The organism is Dendrosporobacter quercicolus (genome assembly GCF_900104455.1).
GTDB classification, from domain to species: Bacteria; Bacillota; Negativicutes; order DSM-1736; family Dendrosporobacteraceae; genus Dendrosporobacter; species Dendrosporobacter quercicolus.
In genome coordinates this window covers 68,216-93,205 of record NZ_FNHB01000007.1, presented here as the reverse complement: position 1 = coordinate 93,205, position 24,990 = coordinate 68,216, and the positions used below count along the sequence as shown (strand labels likewise).

The 24,990-nt window shown below is 48.8% G+C and carries 21 protein-coding genes and 1 other annotated feature; of the genes, 4 read left to right on the top strand and 17 right to left on the bottom strand.

Annotation, left to right across the window (positions count from 1 at the left end; all coding sequences use genetic code 11):
• Positions 1-286 precede the first annotated feature (286 nt).
• Complete coding sequence (locus BLR06_RS13550) at positions 287-1,984, bottom strand: ShlB/FhaC/HecB family hemolysin secretion/activation protein (protein WP_245698153.1); 1,698 nt, start codon at positions 1,982-1,984, stop codon at positions 287-289.
• Positions 1,985-2,220: 236 nt separating this feature from the next.
• A complete protein-coding gene (locus BLR06_RS13545; protein WP_092074112.1) occupies positions 2,221-2,985 on the bottom strand; it encodes a DUF3794 domain-containing protein in 765 nt (254 codons plus the stop codon).
• A gap of 177 nt (positions 2,986-3,162) precedes the next feature.
• On the opposite strand from BLR06_RS13545, the gene BLR06_RS13540 reads away from it, so the two are divergent.
• From BLR06_RS13540 to BLR06_RS13530, 3 genes are all read left to right on the top strand, one after another.
• On the top strand, positions 3,163-3,717 hold the full coding sequence (locus tag BLR06_RS13540; RefSeq protein ID WP_092074110.1) for a rubrerythrin family protein: 555 nt from the start codon (positions 3,163-3,165) through the stop codon (positions 3,715-3,717).
• Positions 3,718-3,868: 151 nt separating this feature from the next.
• Complete coding sequence (locus BLR06_RS13535; protein ID WP_092074108.1) at positions 3,869-5,101, top strand: LL-diaminopimelate aminotransferase; 1,233 nt, start codon at positions 3,869-3,871, stop codon at positions 5,099-5,101.
• Between the two features lie 108 nt (positions 5,102-5,209).
• Positions 5,210-6,463 (top strand): ATP-binding protein, encoded by a 1,254-nt coding sequence (locus BLR06_RS13530; protein WP_092074106.1) that lies wholly within the window; start codon positions 5,210-5,212, stop codon positions 6,461-6,463.
• Positions 6,464-6,534: 71 nt separating this feature from the next.
• On the opposite strand, the gene BLR06_RS13525 is transcribed toward BLR06_RS13530, so the two are convergent.
• Positions 6,535-7,428: a YegS/Rv2252/BmrU family lipid kinase gene (locus tag BLR06_RS13525; protein WP_092074103.1), complete on the bottom strand. Its 894-nt coding sequence runs from the start codon at positions 7,426-7,428 to the stop codon at positions 6,535-6,537.
• A 30-nt stretch (positions 7,429-7,458) separates the two neighbouring features.
• On the bottom strand, positions 7,459-9,084 hold the full coding sequence (locus tag BLR06_RS13520; protein WP_422699857.1) for a putative polysaccharide biosynthesis protein: 1,626 nt from the start codon (positions 9,082-9,084) through the stop codon (positions 7,459-7,461).
• Positions 9,085-9,217: 133 nt separating this feature from the next.
• On the opposite strand from BLR06_RS13520, the gene BLR06_RS13515 reads away from it, so the two are divergent.
• Positions 9,218-9,979, top strand: coding sequence for a DUF4931 domain-containing protein (locus tag BLR06_RS13515; protein ID WP_092074101.1), 762 nt, complete (start codon positions 9,218-9,220; stop codon positions 9,977-9,979).
• Between the two features lie 73 nt (positions 9,980-10,052).
• Here BLR06_RS13515 and BLR06_RS13510 read toward each other — a convergent pair whose 3' ends face one another.
• The 13 genes from BLR06_RS13510 to BLR06_RS13450 all read right to left on the bottom strand — a co-directional run bounded on the left by BLR06_RS13510 (position 10,053) and on the right by BLR06_RS13450 (position 24,967).
• Entirely contained in the window at positions 10,053-11,657 is a 1,605-nt protein-coding gene (locus BLR06_RS13510; protein ID WP_092074099.1) for a peptide chain release factor 3, read from the bottom strand.
• Between the two features lie 304 nt (positions 11,658-11,961).
• Positions 11,962-12,531, bottom strand: a complete 570-nt coding sequence (locus tag BLR06_RS13505; RefSeq protein WP_092074097.1) for an anthranilate synthase component II — start codon at positions 12,529-12,531, stop codon at positions 11,962-11,964.
• Positions 12,512-14,002 carry an anthranilate synthase component I family protein gene (locus tag BLR06_RS13500; protein ID WP_092074095.1) on the bottom strand — a complete coding sequence of 497 codons (1,491 nt, stop codon included), beginning with the start codon at positions 14,000-14,002 and terminating at the stop codon, positions 12,512-12,514. Before BLR06_RS13500 ends, BLR06_RS13505 begins: the two co-directional genes overlap by 20 nt.
• A gap of 2 nt (positions 14,003-14,004) precedes the next feature.
• Positions 14,005-14,796, bottom strand: a complete 792-nt coding sequence (trpA, locus tag BLR06_RS13495) for a tryptophan synthase subunit alpha (RefSeq protein ID WP_092074093.1) — start codon at positions 14,794-14,796, stop codon at positions 14,005-14,007.
• A complete protein-coding gene (trpB, locus tag BLR06_RS13490) occupies positions 14,784-15,977 on the bottom strand; it encodes a tryptophan synthase subunit beta (RefSeq protein ID WP_092074091.1) in 1,194 nt (397 codons plus the stop codon). The genes trpA and trpB overlap by 13 nt, the downstream gene beginning before the upstream one ends.
• Before the next feature lie 13 nt (positions 15,978-15,990).
• Positions 15,991-16,758 (bottom strand): indole-3-glycerol phosphate synthase TrpC, encoded by a 768-nt coding sequence (gene trpC / locus BLR06_RS13485; RefSeq protein ID WP_092074089.1) that lies wholly within the window; start codon positions 16,756-16,758, stop codon positions 15,991-15,993.
• Position 16,759: 1 nt separating this feature from the next.
• Positions 16,760-17,377 carry a phosphoribosylanthranilate isomerase gene (locus tag BLR06_RS13480; RefSeq protein ID WP_092074087.1) on the bottom strand — a complete coding sequence of 206 codons (618 nt, stop codon included), beginning with the start codon at positions 17,375-17,377 and terminating at the stop codon, positions 16,760-16,762.
• Positions 17,374-18,402, bottom strand: coding sequence for an anthranilate phosphoribosyltransferase (gene trpD / locus BLR06_RS13475; protein WP_092074219.1), 1,029 nt, complete (start codon positions 18,400-18,402; stop codon positions 17,374-17,376). The genes BLR06_RS13480 and trpD overlap by 4 nt, the downstream gene beginning before the upstream one ends.
• A gap of 154 nt (positions 18,403-18,556) precedes the next feature.
• Positions 18,557-18,816 (bottom strand) — a binding site (T-box leader).
• A 164-nt stretch (positions 18,817-18,980) separates the two neighbouring features.
• Positions 18,981-20,174, bottom strand: a complete 1,194-nt coding sequence (locus BLR06_RS13470; protein WP_092074085.1) for an MFS transporter — start codon at positions 20,172-20,174, stop codon at positions 18,981-18,983.
• Positions 20,175-20,249: 75 nt separating this feature from the next.
• Entirely contained in the window at positions 20,250-22,244 is a 1,995-nt protein-coding gene (locus BLR06_RS13465) for an HAL/PAL/TAL family ammonia-lyase (protein ID WP_092074083.1), read from the bottom strand.
• 3 nt (positions 22,245-22,247) lie between these two features.
• Positions 22,248-23,843 carry an L-aspartate oxidase gene (nadB, locus tag BLR06_RS13460; protein WP_092074081.1) on the bottom strand — a complete coding sequence of 532 codons (1,596 nt, stop codon included), beginning with the start codon at positions 23,841-23,843 and terminating at the stop codon, positions 22,248-22,250.
• 70 nt (positions 23,844-23,913) lie between these two features.
• Entirely contained in the window at positions 23,914-24,399 is a 486-nt protein-coding gene (locus tag BLR06_RS13455) for a GNAT family N-acetyltransferase (RefSeq protein ID WP_217636906.1), read from the bottom strand.
• A 37-nt stretch (positions 24,400-24,436) separates the two neighbouring features.
• A complete protein-coding gene (locus BLR06_RS13450; RefSeq protein ID WP_092074077.1) occupies positions 24,437-24,967 on the bottom strand; it encodes a DUF2284 domain-containing protein in 531 nt (176 codons plus the stop codon).
• Positions 24,968-24,990: the final 23 nt, after the last annotated feature.

The window sequence follows — 24,990 nt, the reverse complement described above, 5'->3', positions numbered from 1 at the left end:
TATTAACCTACAGGTAAAGGTTCTTGGTTTTACAGGTTCTGACTGGTTTTATTATAGCGTGTTTTCTGCGGCTTTTTACCGGGACGTTCGTCCCATTTTCTTAAGCCTCTTTCCTCATTTTGGCCGCTCTTTTCCCAAATTCGGGTTCCTATTGCTCTTACCGGCTGCCGCCGCCTTGAATTAAATAAAAAATCAGGCAGTCAACAATGCCTCGAAGCATTGCTGACTGCCTGGTAGTTCCCGGACGCTGAGCGCCTGGTTGATGGTTTCTGCTTACCGGACTGCTCTATATTTGGTGTACCCACTGGAAGCCATAAGCAGGGTTGGCGCTGGCAAAGCCGGCCGGCTTTTTGAGCGACCAGCCGACAAACAGGTCATACTGGCTGCCGCCGCCCATATCTCCCCGGATGCCGGCAACGGCTCCCGCGAGGGCTTTACTGCTCAAGCCGGTGGTTGCCGGACCGCTGACCTGCCCATAGTCCAGTCCGTAGTAGACATTGGTATCTCCTAACGGCAGCAACAGTTCATTTTGCACATACCAGCCGCTTTCAGCGGACAGGGTTTGCTCCCCGTCAAAGCCCCGCACCGTATAACGGTTGCCGATGCTGAAGCTGTCAATGGCATACAGGCGGTGATTGCTGTATTGGCCGGAAAAGCTAAATCGGTACTGGCCTTTTGTTTTAGCAAAAACTACCGGTTTGACGACATTGAGGTCAATTGTCCAGATATGATAGCGAGTGGTTGGCTGATCACTGCCGGAAAGATCGTCCTGCGCGCCAAGCCAGGGCATTCCCTGCTTATGGGCAAGCCGCGCATCAACGGTTGTTTGGCCCAGATACCGCCGTTCGTTTAGGGCCGCGGTAAAAGCAGTAGTGTTTTTTCTTTGCACAGTAATTTCGGTATCTTCAACGAAGTTGCGGCTGCGCCTTTTGATCAGGCCGAATTCCAGATGGGTTTTACTGGACTGATCGCGGTGAATGAGTTTTTCGACGGTAAATCTGGTATCCCGGGTGGTCCCGGAGTAGCTGAGGGGCTGCGTCCCGGCCAGAACGGTCTGGTGGTAATCATAGTTGTTTTGACTGATCGTATAGGTGAAATTTCCGTCCGGCCGGGAATAGTAGACGCTGTGGCCCTTTGTGCCGTACCGGGAACCGCTTTGTTCCCCGTCCTGGTTAAAAGAGAAATGAAACAGGTCATTGGCCTTTAACAGATTGTCATAGACAACGGTTTGGGAAAGCTGCAGTCTCCCGGTGGCTTTATTGCCTGAATCGTCAAGCGAGAGAATAATTTTCCAGGGCTTGGTTTGTTTGAGGGTAATCACAACATCACTTTGCCCCGGCTGTTCCGCCGGTACCAGTTGCAGTTCGGCGTCCTGGGAAGGTACGCGTTTGAGCTGCTCAAGGCCTTGTTCCAGATCGCGCAGGTTGAGAATTTCGCCTGGCCTGACGGGAAAGGCTGTCTTCCAGCTGCCGCTTTGATCCGGGTCCTGAAAACGGATATCATGAATGATGCCGGGTATCAGGGTGAGTTTTAAGACGCCGCTGGAGAGGTCCTGCTCGGGGATGAGCAGACGGGTGGTTACATAGCCCCGGTCAATTAAGAGATTGCCGGCCTGCTTGACAATCAGGTTGATACCCTGCAGGCCAATATTGCGGTGCTGATATTTTTCCAGGGTCTCTTGCAGCCACGCAAAGCGATCTAACCGCTCGCCCTGCAGTTCGATGGTGTGAATGGGAAAGCTCAGACTTTCCTCAGGCAATTCAAATTCCGGTTGGCCCGCGCTTCCGGGCTGGAGAAAGACATCGCTGCGTTCCTGACGTTCTTTTTTCTCCAGGGCTTCCTGACGGGCCCGCTGGCTTTGCTCCTGCCGCTCGGCGACAACCGGCGCCGCCCCGGCTAAACTTATGCTGAGGTGCAGCAGAATGAGCAGAATCAGGCTGATTTGCAGAAATTGGCTGGAAATGCGTTGTTTGCTGCCGGTCAATGGCTTCAGCTCCTTGCTTGATGAACCGCCTGAACTGTGCTCTGGCCAACAGCAGGAGGCGGCTTAACATAAAATGGACATGCAATAATGGCATTGATTCCCATTATTGCATGTCCTTATTATTATTGCTTATGCAAATTTTGTCAATATTTTTCCCGGTTACTGATTTGCTTTGTTTGCATTTTTTTGTTTCACCAACAGACAGCCCCGCCGCAACAAGACTGACGACTTTTTATTTATCCCTTGGGTTTTACCGGCAGGCCAGGCATCGGAGACTGATGATTCAGGACTACCTCACGGTCAGCCATTACTTTTGCCGTTATTCCCAGGATGACCGATACATCAAATTCCCGCCCGCCATGGTGATGCTTGTGTTTCCAGTGACCATCCCAGTCGTCATCGCAATCGTCGTGGTGATGCTTGTGCTTCCAGTGACCATCCCAGTCGTCATCGCAGTCGTCATGGTGATGCTTGTGCTTCCAGTGACCGTCCCAGTCGTCATCGCAGTCGTCATGGTGATGCTTGTGTTTCCAGTGACCGTCCCAGTCGTCATCGCAGTCGTCATGCTTATTGTATTTATGTTTGTATAAACGCCACTTATCCACGCAATCGTAATCCACATATTCTACAAATACGTTGGCCTCGGCATCCATGCCGCGGCGCGCCCCGTAAATGGGCACGGCAACCGAGAAACGAACCCGCCGTATTTCAATGGCGTGTACCGGCTGAGCTGGCAAACAGGCAACATAGATTGCCTTGACTTCAAAGTGGCCCCGGACAATCACCCGGTCGGTAATAATTTCCACCGAACTGATTCTCACCTTTTTTACAAAGACGTCAATGATTTGTTCAATCCCGGGTTTTCGTCTCGGCACGCACATATGTACATCAATTGATTTTTGTTTCGTGCACTCGCCAATCACCTGACGCATAACCACCTTTTGCGGTCCAAGCGGCGGCAGACATTTAGTTTTCCAGGAGCGTTGTTGATCCTCTTCCATACGCACACCCTCCTTTCGCTTTATAATATATATATGCGCTGAACCGGCAAGTGACACCACAGGCAAAGGGAAAAAGCGAAATTAAGTGCTGGAAAAAACACCGCGCCAGCAAGTATCTTTAGACCTGGATAAGGCAATAATAGGAAAGAAAATTGCGAAAAACAAGGAGGTTAATCAATGTCAGTATCCAATGCCATGACTGCCGATTTTCTGCGTTCAGCTTACGGCGGCGAAAGTATGGCTCATATGCGTTATCTTATTTGGGGCGGACTGGCCGAAAGGGAGGGCCTGCCCAATATCGGCCGTCTGTTTCAGGCCATCGCCTATGCTGAATACGCCCATGCCGATAATCACTTCAAGGTGCTGGGCGAACAGCAGGGCGACTTTACCGTGCCGGCCGGAGCCGTCTTCGGCGTCGGTAAAACGGCCGATAACCTGCAGGGCGCAATTGACGGCGAACTGCACGAAGTAGAGCAGATGTATCCGGTCTACCTGGAAACAGCCCGCTACCAGCGGGAAAAAGGAGCCGAACGGGCTTTTCATTTTGCTTTGGAAGCGGAAAAAATTCATGTTGAATTATTTCAGAATGCCCAAAATTCGGCCCGGAACAGTCAGGATATCCGCATTGCCGAGCTTCATGTCTGTCCGGTATGCGGCTATACCGGCTCACACGACGTTCCTGAACTCTGTCCGATCTGCGGCGCCAAGCAAACCATTTTCAAGTACTTCTAACAGCGCCGCCGCCAAACAAACAGCCCGCCGGCTCTGGCGGCTGTTTTATATTATGAGCGAATGAGCAAAAAATGGATTGACCTCTACCGCTAACCGGCGAAACATTGTATAATATATTATCCAATGTTTCAAACTGGAAAGGAGCAACACGATGGCAATTATCAATGAAAACTATTTAAAATTACCAGGAAGTTATCTTTTTGCCGAGATAGCCCGCAGAGTAACCAAATTTAAACAGGACCATCCCGCCGCCAGCGTTATCCGATTAGGCATTGGCGATGTCACCAAGCCTCTGCCGCCGGCAATTATCAGCGCACTGCACACCGCTGTTGATGAAATGGCCGATGCCGCAACGTTCCATGGCTACGGGCCGGAGCAGGGCTATGAATTTCTCACCAGCAAAATTCTGGAAAACGATTACGCCGCCCGCGGCATTACCCTGGAAAACGATGAAATTTTTGTCAGTGACGGTTCCAAAAGCGACGTCGGCAACATTCAGGAGATTTTTGGCATAAATAATATTGTCGCCATCACCGATCCGGTTTACCCGGTCTATCTGGATACCAATGTCATGGCCGGACGGACAGGCGAGCTGAAAGACGGCATGTTTGAAAACGTCACCTATCTGCCCTGCAATGCTGAAAACAAGTTTACGCCGGCTTTGCCTGACCATAAAGTTGACTTAATTTACTTATGCTCGCCCAATAATCCCACCGGCACTACCCTGTCGAAAGCCGAACTGAAAAAATGGGTGGACTATGCCAGGGACAACAGTGCCGTCATCCTGTATGACGCCGCTTATGAAGCCTATATCCGGGAAGACGACGTCCCGCACAGCATCTATGAAATCGAGGGCGCCAAAGAAGTAGCCATCGAATTCCGGTCATTTTCAAAAAACGCCGGATTTACCGGTACCCGCTGCGCATTTACCATAGTGCCTAAAACAGTTCTGGGCAAAAAAGCAAATGGTGAGCAATTCCCGTTAAATACCCTTTGGAACCGCCGCCATACAACCAAATTCAACGGTACTCCTTACATTGTCCAACAAGGCGCAGCCGCTGTTTACACCCCGGCAGGGCAACAGCAGATTAAGGCGATTGTCGATTATTATATGGCCAACGCCCAAATCATCCGCGAAGGCCTGGCCAGCGCCGGCATCGAAGCCTTCGGCGGCGTAAATGCCCCTTATATCTGGCTCAAAACGCCCAAGGGCCTGAGCTCCTGGAGTTTCTTCGATAAATTGCTCAATGATGTACATATCGTAGGAACTCCCGGTACCGGCTTCGGACCGTCCGGTGAAGGCTACTTCCGGTTAACTGCTTTTGGCAACCGCGAGAACACGGAAGAAGCAGTGCATAGAATCAAAACCCGGTTAAGTTTATAATGACCCAAAAAGCAGGCGAATCTCAAATTCGCCTGCTTTTTTCATGCCTGGCGGGGCTACGGGAAAAGTTGTATACTATAGATAAAACTTGTCAGGCAGGAGGAAAAAATGGCTGACCATCATCCGATTAAAGAAGAAGTAAACGAACTCATCATTTACCGGAATATCCTGACAGACGGCATTATGCAAAAGATTGTCCGGCTGCTAAGTGACTCCAACGACAAGCCGCTGCTTTCCGCCTGCGCGGCTGAATTAATCCTTAAGGCGGAAACGCTTGGCCTGCGCGGTAATTTATTCAAAAGTTACCTGACCTATCTCATTGCTCAGGATGAAAATGTGTTTAGTGTAATTGCGGAAAAAACCGGCGGTCAAATCGGCGCGGGTCTGCGCAAGGCCGTACTTCACGATATGAGCATTCTGAAAAATCTGTTTAACGTCAACTGGACGGCCCTTGCCGCCGGCGGCTTGCTGACAGATTACAGCCCCGCTATCGACAGCGCTGTTCCCGGGCTGGCTGAATTGCACCGGCAGCTTGACGCCGCACTGGAGTATCATTCACCGCCGGAAAATCCGCTCCTGGTTTTGGTCAACTATTACGCCGCTTACGGCTATGGCGATATCGCCCGCTACAAAGCCTTCCGCTGGACCGACGCCGGCCTGACCGGAATCCAGCATTTTGACGCCATTGCCCTTACCGATATTATCGGCTATGACCGTCAGAAAGAAACGCTGTTGGCCAATACCGAAGCGTTTGTCAAGGGTAAACCGGCCAACAATGTCCTGCTGATTGGCGCCCGTGGTACAGGTAAATCCTCATCCGTAAAAGCCCTGGCCAACAGCTACTTCGCCCGGGGACTGCGGCTGATCGAAATGACCAAACAGCAAATGTGCTGTCTGCCCAAAATAATGGAAATATTACGCAACCGGGCCGGTAAGCGCTTCATTCTGTTCCTGGATGATTTGTCCTTTGAAGAATTCGAAGTGGAATATAAATTTCTCAAATCGGTCATTGAAGGCGGGGTTGAGGCCAAACCCGATAACGTCTTAATTTATGCCACCTCCAACCGCCGTCATTTGATCAAGGAAACCTGGAGCGACCGCAGCGGCGACAGCGACGAAATACATCGTTTTGACAGCGTGCATGAAAAAATCTCGTTATCCGACCGGTTCGGCATTACCGTTACTTATCTGGCTCCCAGTCAGGAGGAATACCTGAGGATTGTCGGGGAACTGGCCCGCCAAAATGCGCTGGACATATCGCCGGAACAGCTGAAACAGGAAGCCCTCCGCTGGGAGCTGGCCCATTCGGGCCGCTCCGGCCGGGTTGCGCGGCAGTTTATCCATTATCTCATGGGGCAGTGATCGAATCCGGACCGCCACTGTTTTCCATGCCTGGTGTGTATTCTGCACTCAATAAAAAACGAGCCTGCCGGCTAGCCGGCAGGCTTTTGTTCACAAAAAATGTTTAATCTGCCCGATACCGCCGTTATTTCCAACGGCAGGTTGGGGCCCAGTTCGCCGTCAACATCACTTTCCACCGTCTCAGAACACTCAATAGCGATATGTCTGGCCTGCAGGTAGATGACACTGCGGTGCTGGGCAGGGTTTTTGCTTGTCAGCAAACTGATGAGCAGCGTCATCAGCTCGGGAATGCCACATTGTTTTACAATGAGCAAGTCCAATTTGCCGTCATCAATCCGGGCCGGTATTAAGTTGGCGATGCTGCCAACCGTACCGCTGTTTAAAATCAAGAACAGAAAAAGCTCCTCCTCAATTACCCGGCCATCCGCCCGGATGGTCATTTTCAGGGAGCGGAAATGCGGTAATTCACCAAGGCCTTTTAAATAATAGGCAATTTTGCCTAAGATATTCTTGAGCGCCGAATCAACGCTATGGGCGACCGAAGTCAGCAGACCGGCGCTGGCGACATTCAAAAAGTACTGCCCATTAATCTTGCCGACATCCACCGGCATGACAGCGCCTTGGGCAATGGCGGCGATATAGCGGTCAAGGTCCTCTCCTAAGCCGGTGTGGGAAGCAAAGTCATTGCTGGTGCCGCTGGGAATGATGCCCACCGGCAGATCAATATTTTGCTGAAGCAAAATATTGATCACCTGGCTCACCGTTCCATCGCCGCCGGCGACTACCACGCCATCTGCGGCAATACTGCCAACCAGACTGGCAAGCATGACCAGATTATCCTTGCTGGTCCGAAAAGGGATGATGACACAGTGATGATGAAGAAACTTTTCGATCATATCATCCAGCCGGTATTTAAAAAAAGCATCGCCTGAAACAGGATTGTATACCAAAATGAGCTTTTTCATTTCCAGCCCTCCCAGCCAAATTTCCTCCGGTTATTTCAACCTTCCGGCGGAATGCAGTATTTTCAGCAATACCGGCCCGGCCACCGGTATCCGGCTGATATCGCGTTCATTAACACCGCCGGTAAACAGCAGCACCAGGCCATACACAACAATTCCCGTCACAATTGCAATCAGGGCGGCAAACGTATTGCTGCCCAGCAGCAGCAGCATTTCATCATAAGCGGCATAAACCGCCGCCCCCATGACCAAGGTAGCAGCCAGCGTCTTGGTAATATCGGCTAACACAAAATGATACCCGACAAACTTGTTGACAAAATACATATTCATCACCGCCGCAACCCCGATATCAGCAACAGTGGCCCAGGCAGCCCCCTTAATGCCCAGTTCCGGCATAGCGGTCAGCGTCCAGTTTAATAAAACCTTGACCACTGCGGCCAGCCCCATATTGATTACCGGAATTGCGGTATGCCCCAGCCCCTGTAAAACCCCGGTGGTCACCTGGTGAATGCCGAGCAGCACAATGGCGGTTGACATTACGCCAATAGCCGGACCGGCATTGGGGGCATTATAAATCATTTGTGAAATCGGCGCATCCAGGAGAAAGATGAGCATGAACGCGGGTAAGGTAATCAAATTGGCGATGCGCATCGCCGCGGCTGTCCGCTGAAAAACAGTCAGACGGTCGCCCCGCGCCTGGGCCTCGGCGATTGCCGGCACCAGGCTGGTGGCCAGCGAAGCAGTCAAAATAGTAGCCAGATTGATTAACGGCACAGCCATTCCGGTCAAATAACCGAATAATTCGGTGGCCTGCTCCACACTATAGCCGGCTGCTTCCAGTCTGGCCGGTACAATCAGTAAATCCAAATTCGCCACCAGCGGCAGCATTATGCTGGAGGCCGATACCGGCAGGGCAAGCTTAAAAATCCGCTTCATAATGCCGCCGACAGGTTCCACGCTTACCGGGCAGGCCAGCGGGCCGGTTTGCTGCTTAATTTCAGCCTCCAGCCGCCAGTAATAATAAATAAGCACCGCCAGACCGGCGACAGAACCGGCAAAAGCGCCCAGACTGGCTCCCCCCGCCGCAAATTCCAAACCCTTGGGCATCAGCAGGGTGGCGAAGACAATCATCGTAACCACCCGGAAAATTTGTTCTGCGATTTGGGAGACAGCAGTTGGCGTCATTCTCTGCCAGCCTTGCAAATAGCCGCGGTAACTGGATAAAATCGTAACAAAAAAGATAGCCGGGGCCAGAGCGGCCACTGAATAGTAAGCCCGGGGATCACGAATAAACTTATATTCGACCAGCAGCCCGGCCCCAAAGTAAGTCAGCAGGCTGAACAGCAGCCCGGTAATTGCCAGCAGCGTCAGTGAAATACGAAAAACCCGCTTAGCACCAAAAATATCCTTTACAGCCAGCTTTTCTGCAGTGATAATAGAAATAGCCACCGGTATTCCGGCGGAGGAAATACTCAAGGCCAATAAGTAGATGGGAAAAGCCATTTGATACAGGCCGATCCCCTCGCCGCCCAGCACTCTTGAAACAAAAATCCAGTTCAAAGAACCAATCACTTTTACCACAATACCGGCCAATGCCAAAATAAAAGTGCCTTTAAGAAAAGAATCACCGGTGATATTTTTCCGGGTATGATCGCTAATAATTGCCACCTGCCTTGCAGAAAACTTGCGAGTTTTATTTTTCGGAGCAGCTATACTATAATTAGAAATAAATGAACGTTACCAATATAATTTTACCATAAGCGGCAGCCGCTTAAGAAGAGGGTGAACGTCATTGTCAACCAACCATCTTAAATTTAACCTTAATATCGGTAAACAAAAGCCTGAAAGCATTATTAACACTACGGCCACCTGTCCTTTTTGCGACCGCGCCAATTTACAGGGCATTATTGCCGAAGACGGTCCTATTCTGCTGGTTAAAAACAAATATCCGGTGCTTGAGGGCACCGACCAGACAGTCCTGATTGAGACAGAAGAATGTCATTCCGAGTTATCCTTATACGCCCGGGAACATTTACATCAATTATTCCGCTTCGGTATTGCCAGGTGGCAGGAAATGGAACGCTGTCCGGATTATCAGTCGGTAATTTTTTTTAAAAACCACGGTCCTTTTTCCGGTGGAACCATCCGTCATCCGCATATGCAGATTATCGGTTTGAAAACCATTGACTATACCGACAGTGTTTGTCCCGAACAATTTACCGGCCTGGTTATTGATTCCGTCAACGGCGTTGAATTAAACCTGTCCACCAAACCGCGCATCGGCTTTTTCGAATTCAACGTAATCATGGATGCCGGCCGGCATATTGATCAACTGGCTGATTATGTTCAATTGGTCATCAAATATATCCTGAAAAATTTTCATCGCACCCGCGGCAGTTATAATTTATTCTTCTATCGCATCGATCATTCCATTGCCGTTAAGATCATGCCGCGGTTTATCATCTCGCCTTTGTTTGTCGGCTTTGACATCCCTCAGATTTCGAACCAGCTGGACGACATGGTACTGGATTTTCAAAATCAATATTTGCGGTGACGGCTGCGCCAAACTGCCCTTCCGGATGTTACGGAAGGGCTTTCTGACTTTGCCTATTCATTAACCGCAAGGATTATTCCCGAACCGCCGGCGTCGGAAAAAACTCAACCGCAGGATTATTATCGGCAACCCAGCGTAAAGCCCATTCGTTAGACACCAATAATACCGGCCGCTCCTTAACATCATAAACAAACATGCCGCGGTCGGCGCCGCGCAGCGACTTGGGCTTAACCTCTGCGCCAACCAGCCAGCGGGCCAGCTCATACGGCAGATGATTCATCAGTATATCGACGCCATACTCATTTTTCAGCCGGTATTCCAGCACATCGAACTGCAGGCTGCCCACTGTCCCGACAATATAGGATTCCATTCCGGCGTCAGCCTGCCGGAAAAGCTGGACAGCCCCTTCCTGGGTAAGCTGCGTAATCCCCTTAACAAATTGTTTGCGTTTCATGGTATCCTTGGCCTGAACCCTGGCGAATTTCTCCGGCGGAAATACCGGAAAATCCGCAAAGGTAAAGGCTTGCCCCTGTTCGTGCAGGGTATCGCCAATGCCAAAAACCCCCGGATCAAACAAACCGACAATATCGCCGGGATAGGCTTCATCAATGATTGTCCGCTCCTGCGCCAAAAACTGCTGAGGCTGGGCCAGCTTTAAGAGCTTGCCTGACTGATTATGCAGCACTGCCATCCCGCGCGTAAATTTACCTGAACAAATCCTGATAAACGCCAGCCGGTCGCGATGAGCCGGATTCATATTGGCCTGGATTTTAAACACAAACGCGGAAAACTTACTGTCCGCCGGCTGAACCAGGCCGGCTGAAGACAGGCGCGGCGCAGGCGCAGGCGCTAGGCGCAGAAATTGCTCCAGAAAATTCCGCACACCGAAATTGGTCATAGCGCTGCCAAAAAACATCGGCGTCAGCTCGCCCTGGCGCACTTTTTCCAGATCAAAGCTGTCGCCGGCCATATCTAAAAGCTCAATGTCATCGCACAGCGCCTGGTGAACGCCGCTGCCCAGCATTTCGGAAAACACCGGGTCACCCACACTGCCGACAACCGAAGGCAGTACCTTTTGTCCCTGCGAACCCGCCCCGTCAAACAGTTCGATCTGGGCCAGCTGACGATTGTAGACGCCTTGATAAGCCCCGTCAACGCCAATCGGCCAGTTCATCGGATAGGCCCGAATTTCCAGAACCTTTTCCAGTTCTTCCATCAGTTCAAACGGATTTTTGCCAAAACGGTCCAGTTTATTGACAAACGTAAAAATAGGGATACCCCGCTGCTTACAGACCTTGAACAGCTTTTGGGTCTGGGTTTCGACCCCTTTGGCAACATCAATAATCATGACCGCGCTGTCCACTGCCATTAATGTGCGGTATGTATCTTCACTGAAATCCTGATGGCCCGGCGTATCCAGAATATTGATACGGTAGCCGTCATAATCAAACTGCATGACACTGGAAGTAACCGAAATGCCCCGCTGCTTTTCAATTTCCATCCAGTCCGACACCGCATGACGCTGGGCCTTTCTGGACTTAACGGAGCCGGCTAAATGAATTGCGCCTCCATACAGCAGCAGTTTTTCCGTTAATGTAGTTTTACCGGCATCCGGATGAGAGATAATGGCAAAAGTCCGGCGGCGGTTAATTTCCGAATTCAACTCGTTGTCTGACATGTATATCCTCCAAATTAAGCAAAAAAATGAGAACCAAACTCCGTATATTTTACCATATCCAGCCCAATAATCCTAATAAATTATCCGGGGCCAAAGCAAGCCGATACCAGTACCGTGGGTCACCTAACATTTCTCAAAATTTAAGCGACGCACGGTACTAGTATCTCCGCCGCAAGGGCAGTTTTAACCGCGAGAAGTCAGCGGAAGACCAAACCAGCAAAAAAAACAGCGCGATCATTATCGCGCCAAACAGCTCTCCTTTGTGTCCCCTGCGTACTTCGCGGTTCCGTCATTTCCGGTTGTTTTACAGGGCATTTTGCAAAAAATTGGCCATCAGCTTACGGCCTGCAGGCGTCAGAATGGATTCGGGATGAAACTGCCAGCCTTCGATGGCATATTTCCGGTGCCGCAGGCCCATGATTAACCCGTCCGCAGTGGCGGCGGTAATTTCCAGACAATCCGGCAGACCGGTCTTAGCGACAATCAGCGAATGATACCGCCCGGCGGGCAGCGGGCTGGGCAGACCGGCATAGCTGCCCGTGCCCGGATGCTCCACCAGATCCGCTTTCCCATGAACAGGTTCAGGCGCCCGGATCACAGTGCCGCCGAACGCCTGGCCAATCGCCTGATGGCCCAGGCAAATACCCAGAATGGGAATGACGCCGCCAAACTGTTTGATCACCGCAAGGCTTATTCCCGCGTCATCCGGCGTTCCGGGCCCGGGCGAAATAATGATCGCCGCATAATTTCTCCCGGCAATTTCGGTTAAAGTAATCTGGTCATTGCGGATTACCTCCACCGGATAACCAAGATTTGCAACCAATTGATAGACATTATACGTAAAAGAATCATAGTTATCGATCAGCAGAATCATGATTACCCTCCTCATCCAGCACCTGAAACAGCACTTGGGCTTTCTGCAGCACTTCCTGATATTCCTTTTCCGGCACGGAATCAGCGACAATACCGGCTCCGGTCTGCGTAATTGCTTCCGCCCCGTCAATAAAGATGGTCCGGATGGTAATGCAGGTGTCCATGTTGCCGCAGAAATCAATATAGCCGACCGCCCCGGCATAAGGGCCGCGCGGTTCTTCTTCCAGCTCATCAATGATTTCCATTGCCCGCACCTTGGGCGCACCGCTTAAGGTGCCGGCCGGAAAGCAGGCCTGCAGCGCATCCAGCGCAGTATATTTAGGATCAACGCAGCCCGTAACCTCTGATACAATATGCATGACATGCGAAAATTTTTCAATTTCCATTAAGCGGCTTACTTCGACGGTCCCCGGCCGGCTGATACGGCCAATGTCATTCCGGCCCAGATCGACCAGCATGGCATGCTCGGCTTTTTCTTTTTCATCATTCAGCAAATCCACCGCCAGCGCCCGGTCCTCCTCGGCGCTCCGCCCCCGGGGCCGCGTACCGGCAATAGGATAAGTAACCACCTTATCCTGATTGAGCTTTACCAGCATTTCCGGCGAGGCTCCGGCCAGCTTACGCCGGCCGAAATTAATGTAGAACATATAAGGGGAAGGATTAATCTGGCGCAGCCGGCGGTACAGGGCAAACGGCTGCTTAGTCAGCCTGCGGCGAAACTGCTGGGACAGCACAACCTGGAAAATGTCCCCGGCCGCGATGTATTCCTTGGCTTTCCTGACCTTGGCCACAAAACCGTCCTCAAACTGACCGACATTCGGGGCGCGGCCGACGGCCGCCTCATCGAACCGGACGTTAGGCTCCGGCTGAACCGGCTGCTTGAGACGTTCAAGCAGCTGCGCCAGCTGATCAAGCGCCGTCTGATAAAGCTCAGCCGCCCGGTCTTGGTCAGTGATTTTAACCAGGCAGGCCAGCTTAGTGGTATGGGTAAGATGATCAATAATCAGTAAAACCCGGCACAGCATAAATTCGGCCAGCACCGCCGTTGCGGGCAGCTTTAAGCCGCGGACCCGCTCCCAGGTCCCCACCGCTTCGTAAGCGAAATAGCCGACCGCCCCGCCCGACAGCTGAGGCAAATCAGCCAGCACCGGCGCTGAAAATGAACCAAGGTATTGCTTGAATGCCTCAACCGGCTTACCGGCAATAAATTTGGCCGCGCCGCCGCTTTGGATTTCAATACCGCCCGCATAAGCGGTGGCAATGGCCAGCGGATCGGTGCCGATAAAGGAGTAGCGGCCAAAATGCCTGCTGGAATCGGCGCTTTCTAAAATATAGCCATGACTGTCGCCCACCAGCTTATAGTAAATCGACACCGGAGTATCCATATCGGTCGACACTTCTGTATAGACAGGAATAAGGTTATGCACCTTAGCATATTCACAAAACTCGCTTTTTCCGGGAAAGGCCTGCATCGTTATCTCACCCCTTCATCCAAAGCCTGCCGGATGGACTGAACCAGCGTCCGCACGGCCTCCGCTCCCTCATCCATCAGCGCCTGCATGACTGCGCTGCCGACAATAACGGCATCAGCATATTCGGCGGCAGCTTTAGCGGCGGCCGGCGTACCAATGCCAAAGCCAATGGCCAGCGGTACGCCGGTATGCCGGCGCACAGTATCCATCACCGCGCCAATACTGCTGTAATCCACCTGACGTACCCCGGTAACGCCGGTTGTCGATACGCAGTAGATAAAACCGCTGGCCTTGTCGCAAATACTGGCAATCCGCTGCGAATCGGTGGTAGGCGCCACAAACTGGATCAACGCCAGACCGGCCTGGCGGCAAATCCCCTCCAGTTCGGCCGCTTCTTCGGACGGCAGGTCGGGAACAATCAGGCCGTCCAGGCCGGCCTGCCCAAAAGCGTCAACAAATTTCGCCTGGCCAAAATTAAGCACACTATTGATATAGGTCATCGCGGCCAGCGGAATCCGGGAGAACTGCCGGATTTGGCCGACAAGCTCCACTACTTTGGCAGTGCTGGTTCCCGATTTCAGAGCCAGCATCGCTGCTTTTTGAATGACCGGCCCATCCGCCATCGGGTCGGAAAATGGTATGCCCAGCTCGATCATATCGGCGCCGGCCTCTTCCGCCGCTTTAACCGCCTGCAAAGTTGCCGTCAAATCAGGCGCTCCGGCCGTAATGTAGACAATCAGACCTTTGCGGCCCTCAGCCTTTAAGGCTGCCAGCCTTTCTGCTATACGTGACAAGTCAATCCCTCCATTACTTGTGCCGCCATCTGCACATCTTTATCGCCACGGCCGGACAAGCACACGACAACCGCCTGCTCAGGAGTGGTTTGGGGCATTAATTCTTCCAGATAGGCCAAAGCGTGAGAGCTTTCCAGCGCCGGAATAATCCCTTCAATGCGGGCTAAACGCTGAAATGCCTGCAAGGCCGCCTTATCGGTAACCGAAGTATAAACAACCCGGCCGCTGTCTTTAAAATAAGAATGTTCAGGGCCGACGCCGGGATAATCCAGACCGGCTGAAATAGAATAGGCGGGTATGACCTGACCGTCATCATCCTGCAGCAGATAACTGAACGCACCATGCAGTACCCCCGGCCGGCCGCTGGTCAGGGATGCGGCGTGCTCATTGGTCGTCACCCCTTTGCCTGCGGCCTCAACCCCGATTTTGACCACTTCCCGGTCATCCCGGAAAGGGTAGAAAATCCCCATGGCATTGCTGCCGCCGCCCACACAGGCAACAATATGACTAACGGCGGCATTATCCAGCTCACGCAGCTGCAGCTTTACTTCCTGGCCGATAATGGCCTGAAAGTCCCGCACAATCATCGGATACGGATGAGGTCCCACCACCGACCCGATAATATAATGCGTATCCTGCACATTGGTCACCCAGTAACGAATGGCCTCGCTGGTTGCATCCTTCAACGTACCGGTTCCGCTGGTTACCGGCACAACCTCCGTACCCAAAAGCCGCATGCGGAAAACATTCAGCGCCTGCCGTTCGATATCCTCAGCTCCCATAAACACCTTGCACTCCAATCCGAACAGGGCCGCCACCGTGGCGCAAGCCACGCCATGCTGTCCCGCGCCGGTTTCGGCCACCAGCCGCTGTTTGCCCATCCGGCGGGCCAGCAAGGCCTGGCCGATGGCATTATTGATTTTATGAGCGCCGGTATGCAGCAGGTCTTCCCGCTTCAGATAAATTTTAGCCCTGCCGTAGTGGGCGGTCAGTTTCTCGGCCAGATATAATCTGGTGGGCCGGCCGGCGTATTCCCGCAGGTAAAAGCTCAGCTCCCGCTGAAACCCGGCGTCCTTTTTCAGGTTGTGATAACTCTTTTCCAGTTCGATTAAGGCCGGCATGACAGTCTCAGGTACATACTGTCCGCCGAATTTGCCAAAACGGCCGCGAATATCAGGCATTTTCTGATCCTCCCTATTCCTCATGTAAAGTTAATTCCCTGGTTTTCCGGCCAATATCGTGCGCCCTGACCAGGCCTTCGCCCACCAGAATCCCCCGGACCCCGGACGCTTTGAGCCGTCTGGCGTCTCCGGCCGACTGAATGCCGCTTTCGCTGATGACCATCCGGGCGCCCTGACAATCAGGCAACAGGTCAAACGTATTGGAGATATCGGTGGTAAACGTTTTAAGATTGCGGTTATTGATGCCGATCAGTTCGGCCGGTGTTTTTAATACCCGCTGCAGCTCCTCCCTGGTGTGCACCTCGACCAGGCAGTCCAGTCCAAGGCTCCAGGCTTGATATAAATAATGCAGCAGCCGGTCATCCGTCAAAATGGCGGCAATCAGTAAAATGGCATCCGCCCCGGCGGCTCTGGCTTCATAGATTTGATACTCATCAATGATAAAATCTTTCCGCAATATCGGCAGATCCGTTACTTGCCGTACTGCCGCAATGTCGGTTAGCAACCCTTTAAAGTGCGGGTCCGTATGCACCGATAGAGCCGCTGCGCCATGGCTGGTATAAATTTCTGCCAGTTCCGGCGCCGAGTAACCGTCACACAACGTCCCTTTGGCCGGTGAAGCCAGCTTGCATTCGGCAATCAGGCCCCATTCCCTGGCTTTCAGCGCCCGGCTTAAGGCAAAACTGCCCGGCTGGACTGAGCTTCTTAAGGACGAGACAGGCACTTGCTGTTTGGCCCTGGCAACTTCCAGGCGCTTTTTGGCTACAATCGAGTTTAGCATCTTAGTTTCTCCTCCGGACTGCCCTGACAGCCTGTATAAATTGATCAATCTTGTCAATATCCTTTACGCCGTTGGTTTCCACCCCGCCCGATACATCAACGCCGGCCGGCTGTAAAAGGGCGATGGCCTCAGCCGCATTCGCCGCGGTCAGTCCCCCTGCCGCCAGTACCGGCATTCTGATCTGCCTGCAGACGGCCTGCGCCTGCCGCCAGTCGAACACCAGCCCGGTTCCGCCGCTTTGCCCCGGACAATAGCTGTCCAGCAGCGCAAACGCAGCCTTATATTGATTGATCTGCCCGGCGCTGCATTCGGCGTTGAACCGGAAGGCCTTGATTACCGGCAATTCCAGCCGGCTGCAGTATTCCGGCGTTTCCTCGCCGTGAAGCTGCACATAATCCAGGGCGCATAAGACGGCAATGCGCTTAACCTCCGCCAGGCTGGCATTAACAAATACGCCGACCTTGGCAATGCCCGCAACTTGCCTGCTGATTGCTGCCGCCTGCTCCGGGTCAATATAACGCCTGCTGTCGGCAAAGACAAAGCCCAGCATATCGGCGCCGGCCTGCTGCGCCGCCCTGGCAGCCGCCAGCGATCGAATACCGCAAATCTTTATGATCATAACGCCGCTTCCCCGGCCTGACCGCCAAAGGCTTTCAGCGCCATTAACTTAGCCAGCGCCCGGCCGCTGTCAATACTGTCGGCGGCCAGCGCCACGCCATCCCGGATCGTACCGGCGCTGCCGGCAATATACAGAGCGGCGGCGGCGTTCATTAACACAATATCCCGTTTGGGTCCGGATTCCCCCTGTAATATCGCCAATACAATCCGGGCATTTTCCGCCGCCGTCCCGCCGGTATACGCCTCGGCCGGAACAGCTGCAAACCCGTAATCCCCGGGATGAAGCACATAAGAATGCACGGCACCGTCCTTTACTTCGGCGACATAGTTCGGAGCCGCCGTCGACAGCTCATCAAGACCGTCAAAGCTATGCACCACCATCGCCCGCGCCGCTCCTAAATCAACTAAAGCACCGGCCACTTTATCAATCAATGCCTGCTCGTAAACCCCGATCAGCTGGCAGGTTGCCCCGGCCGGATTGGCCAATGGCCCCAGAATATTAAATACTGTCCGGAAGCCAAGCTCCTTCCGGGGTTTTGCCGCATATTTCATCGCTTTATGATACGTTGGCGCAAACAAAAATCCCACCTTCAATTCGTCAATCGCGGCCGCCGCCGCGCTGGCCGGCAATTCAACGTCAATGCCCAGCGCGGTCAAGACATCGGCACTGCCGCACAAACTGGAAACACTGCGGTTGCCATGCTTCGCCACCGCCAGGCCTGCTCCGGCCAGAACAAAGGCCACGGTTGTCGACACATTGAAGGTGCCCTTGCAATCCCCGCCGGTGCCAACCACATCAATCAATGCGTCCTGCCGGCAGCTGACAGGCTCGGCATGCCGCCGCATCGACTCGGCAAAACCGGCAATCTCGCTGCTGGTTTCCCCCTTCAGCTTTAATGCGGTAAGAAACGAGCCAATTTGCACCTCACTGGCCTGGCCTGACATCATCCTGTTCATTGCCTCCCCGGCCTGCTGGCGGGTAAGATCCCGCCCCCCGATAACCTGATGAAGATACTCCTTTAACATGAAACCGCCCTCCTGTTCCGTAATGACCTTTTTCATCGGAAAATATAAAAAACCAATTCGCCGGTCTAAGGGACGAATTGGTTCGTGGTACCACCCTAATTTGGAAAACAGCTGTTCTAAAGGCTTACGGACAAAACAAAAAACCATTCCACCCGCAAGGGGCGAATTGGTTCGCGTTACCACCCTAATTTAGAAAGCGCTGCTTTCCCTTTATTCAGGTACGGGATTGCTCCGATACCCTAGCCCGCTAACGGCGGCAACCGGCTCAGCCTACTCATCGTCCATGATTTTCGGGGAGCGCTCACAGGTCCATTCAATATGTGCTTCAGGCCGGTCATCACACCTCCGGTTGCCCGGTCACCGACTCGCTGTTCTAAAGTATACATATGTACTCGTCCCGCTCACAGCTTTTTACACTATCAACTTGATATTATTTTATTCCGTCAGTTCATTGTTGTCAAGAGGCGTTTGAAATAATTTCAAAAAAATCGCTGAGTCGTAGGGTTTAAGGGTAACGTTAACCGCAAAGGACGAAAAGGGGATACAGGCCCGCCCCCCTTCCGTCGGCAGAAGAAATTTCAGCCGGTAAAATGACTGGGGACGGAAGCAAAACGGCCCTTTACCAGATAGAGAAGATAAAAACTGACTAAAGCTGACATCCCTGCTCCAATAAAAACTTTTTCCACACCAAACAGATTCGCCAGATAACCTCCGGCCAGCATAGAAAAAATAGCCGGAGGCGCCAGAACGGCAGTGACGGAGCCGTAAACCCTGCCCCGCATAGCAACCGGGGTGGCCTTATCCCTTAAGGAGTGAAGCCCTACAAGGGTCGCATAAAAAACCGTATAACTCAAAAAAGCAACAAACAAGGCCGTGTAAAAATTATGCAGTAAGCCTAGAAAGATAAAAGACACATAATGCAGGGGCATTCCCCAGAAAATAACAGCAGAATAGGATGCCCGCTTGACCAGCCAAGGGCCAATCATACTGCCCAAAATACTGCCAACCCCAATGACTGTCATAAATATTCCATAATCGGCATCCGTTCCGGCAAGATAAGCTTTAATATAAACTACATATAATGCAACCTGCAGGCCAACAAATAATCGCCATAAAACCCCAACAACAGTAAGAAACTTGAGGTCGAAATTTCCTTTCATATAATGTAAGCTTTCTTTAATATCCGCCATTGTCTTTCCCGCTGTTTTTTCAGGGCCCGAATGAGCTGTACGGATGTTACTACAAAATAACGCCGCCAGGAAATAAATAAAACCCGTCAGATAAAACAGCGTCTTTCCCCCCATGGTAACCATAGCTGCTCCTGCCAATACCGGAGCAAGCACTTTAGCGGCATTGAGTGACATTAGGACAAATGAATTGCCTTGCAAATACTGATCTTTCGTCATAATTTCAGTCATAAGCGCGGTTCTGACATTGGCAATCAGAATCAGAAATATCGAAATGAGCAGCCAAACGAAGTAAATCAAAATAATATCTGAGATAAGAGACATGCCAATCATAAACAGGCCGATAATCACAGCTACCCCGGCAAATCCTTTACTTCGACTGTGTTGATCGACAATAACCCCATAAAAAGCTGCAAAAAGCCGGGGGAAGTAAGTCAGAGCGCCGAAAATCCCCACCTTTAAGGCACTTTGACTTACTTCATAAACATAGATAGTCATTACAAAAAAGATAAACTCATAACCAAAAGCAGAGAGGATATAAGCGCCTAAGAAGTTTACGGCATTTCGTTTTTCCGACAATTGCATTGCTGTTCTCTCACTTTCATTTCATCATTTTTAAAACATTATTGTTAATTTTACTTATTATAAATTCCAGAACTATTAGATGGCTATAACTCCAACAGAATCTTCAATTCTTTGAATAAATTGCTCTGATCTTATCATTTTTTTTGCTTTCTCAATTTCCAGACCAATTTCAATTCCATCTTCCTCTAATTTGTTGATACCCTTTCTAAATTCTGTATACGCAATGCCTGTTCCATTTCCTAATTTCAATTTACAATCAAATTCCTCAAAACGAAGATCTATTCCCTGGCAAGCACAGATAAACTCTATAGCTAATATATACCATAAATTTTCAATTAATTCCTGTGCCTTTCTTGCTGCTATTGTTCCCATGCTTACGTGGTCACCCGAATTTGAAGCAGTTGGAATCGAATCAGCGGCAGCAGGATGGCATAAAATTTTATTTTCTGAGACTAACGCCGCAGCAGTAAATTGAATATATGTAAGCCCTAAATTCAAACCAGATTCTGATGATTTTCTTGATAATAGATTCGCCGGAAGTATTTCATTAAGCCTCCTATCAAGCATTTTAAAGACTCTTCGTTCCGAAATACTACCTAATGCAGCAACAGCAATTTTTAAAAAATCCATAGCCATTGCGATTGTTTGCCCATGGAAATTTCCTCCTGTCAGACAAACATCCGCTTCGGGAAACACTTGTGTGAAATCATTAGCGCAGTTCATTTCAATTTCAACATATTCTTTTATGAAATTCCAGGCATCCTTTGCGGGTCCGCTAACTTGGGGAATACATCTAATAGTATAACTTTCCGGCCCTTTGGGAAGCTGAAACAATGAATTAATTAAAATTGCAATACGGGTTCTTCCGATCTTTTGCTCAAGCTGATCTTTTTTAAGCTCGTTAACATCTAGTAATCTTTGGATAAGTTCACAAAATCCTATCATATGATCAAGATATTGTTTAAGGCATTGTCCTAATTCAATTAATGCAGTATCTGCTATTTTTTCAGTTATGTCTTTTGTTTCCTGAATAATAGACCTTGCTTGAAATATATTTTGTATGCTGCCTGCAACAGTTTTAAGCTTAGAAAAGCTAACTTTTATTTGCTGATTAGTAATCAAATCCTCATTAACCATAATTAAAAAATTGTAAATTTCAGTATAGCTTTTCTGTGACTTCAGCCCTTTTAGAGCAGTATCAAATTCAGGAACACTTATCTCTTTTGCAATCTTTTCAAGTATTTCAAATAAATCCTTGTTCGTATACCAAATAAGTTCACTGCCAACTAAGAGCTTTTTGCAGTTTTCCGCAGTGTTTATCTGGCCGTGAAAGGGGCGAGTTTCTTGGATTCTTGGATCCAACGCTTCAGTAATGCACTTCATTCCCTCAGTTGATAAGGCAGCGGCAATATCAGCAACCTTCAAAATTTTATGTGCTTCATAAACATTAAGTGCTGCTACTGCTGTCATAACTGAAGTTCCAACAGTTAGGGCTTTTCCTTCCCTAGTATTTAGCTGAACTGGACTGATGCCTATTTCCTGTAAGGTTTGGGCGGCATCAAGTATTTGACCTTTGTATTCCGCCTTTCCCCTGCCTATCATTACCTCAATTATATAAGCACCCGGGATTAAATCCCCGGTTGCTCCAACCGATCCTTTTTGAGGAACGACAGGATGAACTTGATTATTTAGCAAGGCTAGCAAAGTCTCTAATATTGAAACTCTTACTCCGTGATAACCTTTTGCTACGGAATTTGCCTTAATGAGCATTGCCCCTCTAACTACTTGTCTGGAAAAGTGCTCACCAACACCAACAAGATGGGCCATAATTATGTTTTCCTGTAATTTCTGATTAGCTTTACCCGAAATAATCTTATCTTTAAATGCTCCTACTCCTGTCGTTATACCATACATAATTTTATTATTGTTAAAAATGTCTTCTAAATAGTCTGCACTTTTTTTAACTCTTTTTTTAACATCTTCGTCTAATGCAACAATAGCTTGTTCTTTAACTATTAAATGGTACTCTTCAATAGTTAAAGAATTACCATTAATATATATTGTTTTCATGTATTAACCCCATTTCTTAATAATATTCTTACGCCATTTTTTATCATCTGTTTCACGAAAATCGGACCTAAAATGCGCACCACGGCTTTCTTCCCGCTCCAAAGCCGACTCTAAAACAAGTTTAGATAATAGGACGTAATTTTGCAGTTCAAAATCATCTATACACTGATTTGTCATTTGCTCAACCAGGTTACTGTATACATCTACTTTTTTCTTTGCAAATAAAAGTCCATCCCTATCCCTTACAATACCAGCGTTTTTTGTCATGATTTCTTGTATTTCTTTCTTTATTGCTTGTTTGTCGATATTTAATGGCGCTCTGCTTGTCTCATAGCGAAATGTAAAGTCCTTTTTCTTTAATGAATTATTTAAGATATTTGGAATTTCCTTTCCAATCCTACTGCCAAAAACCAACCCTTCCAAAAGCGAATTACTAGCTAGTCTATTAGCCCCGTGAATTCCGTTGCAAGCAGCTTCACCACAGGAGTAAAAACCGGTTATATTGGTTCTACCATATTCGTCAGTTTTTATTCCACCCATGCAATAATGCTGGACAGGCGCAACTGGTATGTAGTCTTTTGCCATATCTACGCCATAGCCAAGGCACGTCTTATATATATTGGGAAAGCGCCTCTCAAGATACTCTTTACTTTTAAAGGTTATATCCAAATACACATATTCAACATCTGTTTTTCGCATTTCTTCAAATATAGCTCTGGAAACCACGTCCCTAGGAGCAAGTTCATTAAATTCATGATACTCTGGCATAAATCTTATTCCCTTAATATTTTTAAGTAGCGCACCCTCACCCCGAACAGCCTCTGAAATGAGAAAATTTTTGTTCTCGGGATGATAGAAAGCTGTAGGATGAAATTGAACTAATTCTAAATTCATTAATTCCGCGCCAGCTCTGTACGCAAAACAAACACCATCTCCAGTTGAAACTTCAGGATTAGTTGTAGCAGCATACAACTGACCATAACCGCCAGTTGCACAAACTACAACATTTGCTAAGTATAGCTTAAAAGTTGAATTATTTTCATCATAGGCAATAACACCTTTACAGATGTTATTTTCAGTTAAGATGTCTAAAACAAAAGTTGTTTCTTTTATTTTTATATTGTGGTAAGTTTTAACTATAGAGTTCAATTTATCACAAACTACTTTTCCGGTAATATCGCCCGCATGAATAATCCTATTTTTACTATGGGCGCCTTCACGTGTCAGTGAGAGTCCACCGTTTTGGCTTCTATCAAACTCCACACCCAACTTACAAAGACTTGTAATATTTTCACTTGCTTCGTTTACGAGCACCTTTACAGTTCGTTCATTGCAAAGTCCTGCTCCTGCATATAAAGTATCTCTTAAATGAAAGTTAGGTGAGTCGTCTTTATTCAAAGAAACAGCTATACCGCCCTGGGCAAGTGCAGAATTACTTACGTCCAAAGTCTTTTTAGTAAGAATGACGATATCATATTCCTTCGGAATCTTAATCGCAGCATAAATACCAGCAATACCACTTCCTATAATGATCACATCATGGTATTCTTTTTGCAATTTATTAGGATTAATATCTATTAAATATCGATGCTTTTCCAAATTAAACTATCCCCTTCACCCTAAAATAATGTTATTTTATTAACGTTTCAATATTTTAGAATTGCTTGGCCTAAACTTTCTTTTCCATTAAACATACTTCAAAACAGAGGTGTGGATATTTTTTAATGGTCTTCTCAATAAAGCCATATTCCAAATACCAATTTTTCAAAATATAATTTTGGTTAATTATTCCAATACTTACTTTTTCTCCCCCCATTCTTTTTACATATTTAAAAACATAGTCCATTAATTTTTTTCCATAACCTTTGTGTCTATATTTAGGTAAAATCGAAAGCTTTTCCATATAATAGGTTTTTTGTTTTGTTTCTTCGACTGCAACAAAACCAATTTGCGTTTCACAAAGGTATAACCCGAGCATATCAATATCTTTTTTTTTCATTTCCAGCAAGTCATGAATCTCAATAAATGCAGCATTCGTAGCTGCATTTTCCTTCGTGAGATTAAATTCAGCAGCTACTGTATTAAATGAAACCCGAAGGATATTTACAACATTACTTAATTCTTGCTCCCCTATCTTTCTTATCTCAGTATCCACAACCATCTACATCCTATCATATGCTTTTCTATATTCATCACTCTAACAATAAGAATGCATAACGATTCATTACCGAAGAATAATCTGGTAAAACGTCAATAGGAAAACCGTATTGCCTTGCAGTTCTAACAACATCTATCGCCATAGCTTCAGGACTGGGACGGGCTTTACTTGGATTGGCACATGAAAACCTTTCCTTACGACAATTGGCGCAGATATGACATGAATCCATAAAAATCGCAAAAGCTTTCTCATATCCGGCAATAAATGTCTCGCGCTCTAACTCAAAAAGTTTTAAATTCACCTCTCTAGACCACTCATGTCGAAACTCAGGAGTAACGATTTTTGGTATATGAAATATCACTCCTATGTCATATTCTTGCAAAAAGCTTTTACATATTTCAACTGTAGGAGTATTGGGAGGACAACAGGCAGTTTTGGTTGGACACCCGAAAATACACTTCATTCGAACCCATTGAGCAACTATTATTTCTTTTGGGTTTATCCATTTGAAGCCTTCAAACCCATATTTTATAAAAATTTCTTCCAAATAAGAATGATTAAACAAATGAGACACCCTCTTTTTTTAAA

Excerpts from the sequence above, each read along its gene's own strand:
- BLR06_RS13530 (WP_092074106.1), top strand. The coding sequence starts at position 5,210 with ATGGCTGACCATCATCCGATTAAAGAAGAAGTAAACGAACTCATCATT.
- BLR06_RS13525 (WP_092074103.1), bottom strand. The coding sequence starts at position 7,428 with ATGAAAAAGCTCATTTTGGTATACAATCCTGTTTCAGGCGATGCTTTT.
- BLR06_RS13505 (WP_092074097.1), bottom strand. The coding sequence starts at position 12,531 with ATGATTCTGCTGATCGATAACTATGATTCTTTTACGTATAATGTCTAT.
- BLR06_RS13510 (WP_092074099.1), bottom strand. The coding sequence starts at position 11,657 with ATGTCAGACAACGAGTTGAATTCGGAAATTAACCGCCGCCGGACTTTT.
- BLR06_RS13500 (WP_092074095.1), bottom strand. The coding sequence starts at position 14,002 with ATGCAGGCCTTTCCCGGAAAAAGCGAGTTTTGTGAATATGCTAAGGTG.
- BLR06_RS13480 (WP_092074087.1), bottom strand. The coding sequence starts at position 17,377 with ATGATCATAAAGATTTGCGGTATTCGATCGCTGGCGGCTGCCAGGGCG.
- BLR06_RS13540 (WP_092074110.1), top strand. The coding sequence starts at position 3,163 with ATGTCAGTATCCAATGCCATGACTGCCGATTTTCTGCGTTCAGCTTAC.
- BLR06_RS13465 (WP_092074083.1), bottom strand. The coding sequence starts at position 22,244 with ATGAAAACAATATATATTAATGGTAATTCTTTAACTATTGAAGAGTAC.
- BLR06_RS13470 (WP_092074085.1), bottom strand. The coding sequence starts at position 20,174 with ATGCAATTGTCGGAAAAACGAAATGCCGTAAACTTCTTAGGCGCTTAT.
- trpD (WP_092074219.1), bottom strand. The coding sequence starts at position 18,402 with ATGTTAAAGGAGTATCTTCATCAGGTTATCGGGGGGCGGGATCTTACC.
- trpC (WP_092074089.1), bottom strand. The coding sequence starts at position 16,758 with ATGCTAAACTCGATTGTAGCCAAAAAGCGCCTGGAAGTTGCCAGGGCC.
- BLR06_RS13545 (WP_092074112.1), bottom strand. The coding sequence starts at position 2,985 with ATGGAAGAGGATCAACAACGCTCCTGGAAAACTAAATGTCTGCCGCCG.
- trpB (WP_092074091.1), bottom strand. The coding sequence starts at position 15,977 with ATGCCTGATATTCGCGGCCGTTTTGGCAAATTCGGCGGACAGTATGTA.
- BLR06_RS13535 (WP_092074108.1), top strand. The coding sequence starts at position 3,869 with ATGGCAATTATCAATGAAAACTATTTAAAATTACCAGGAAGTTATCTT.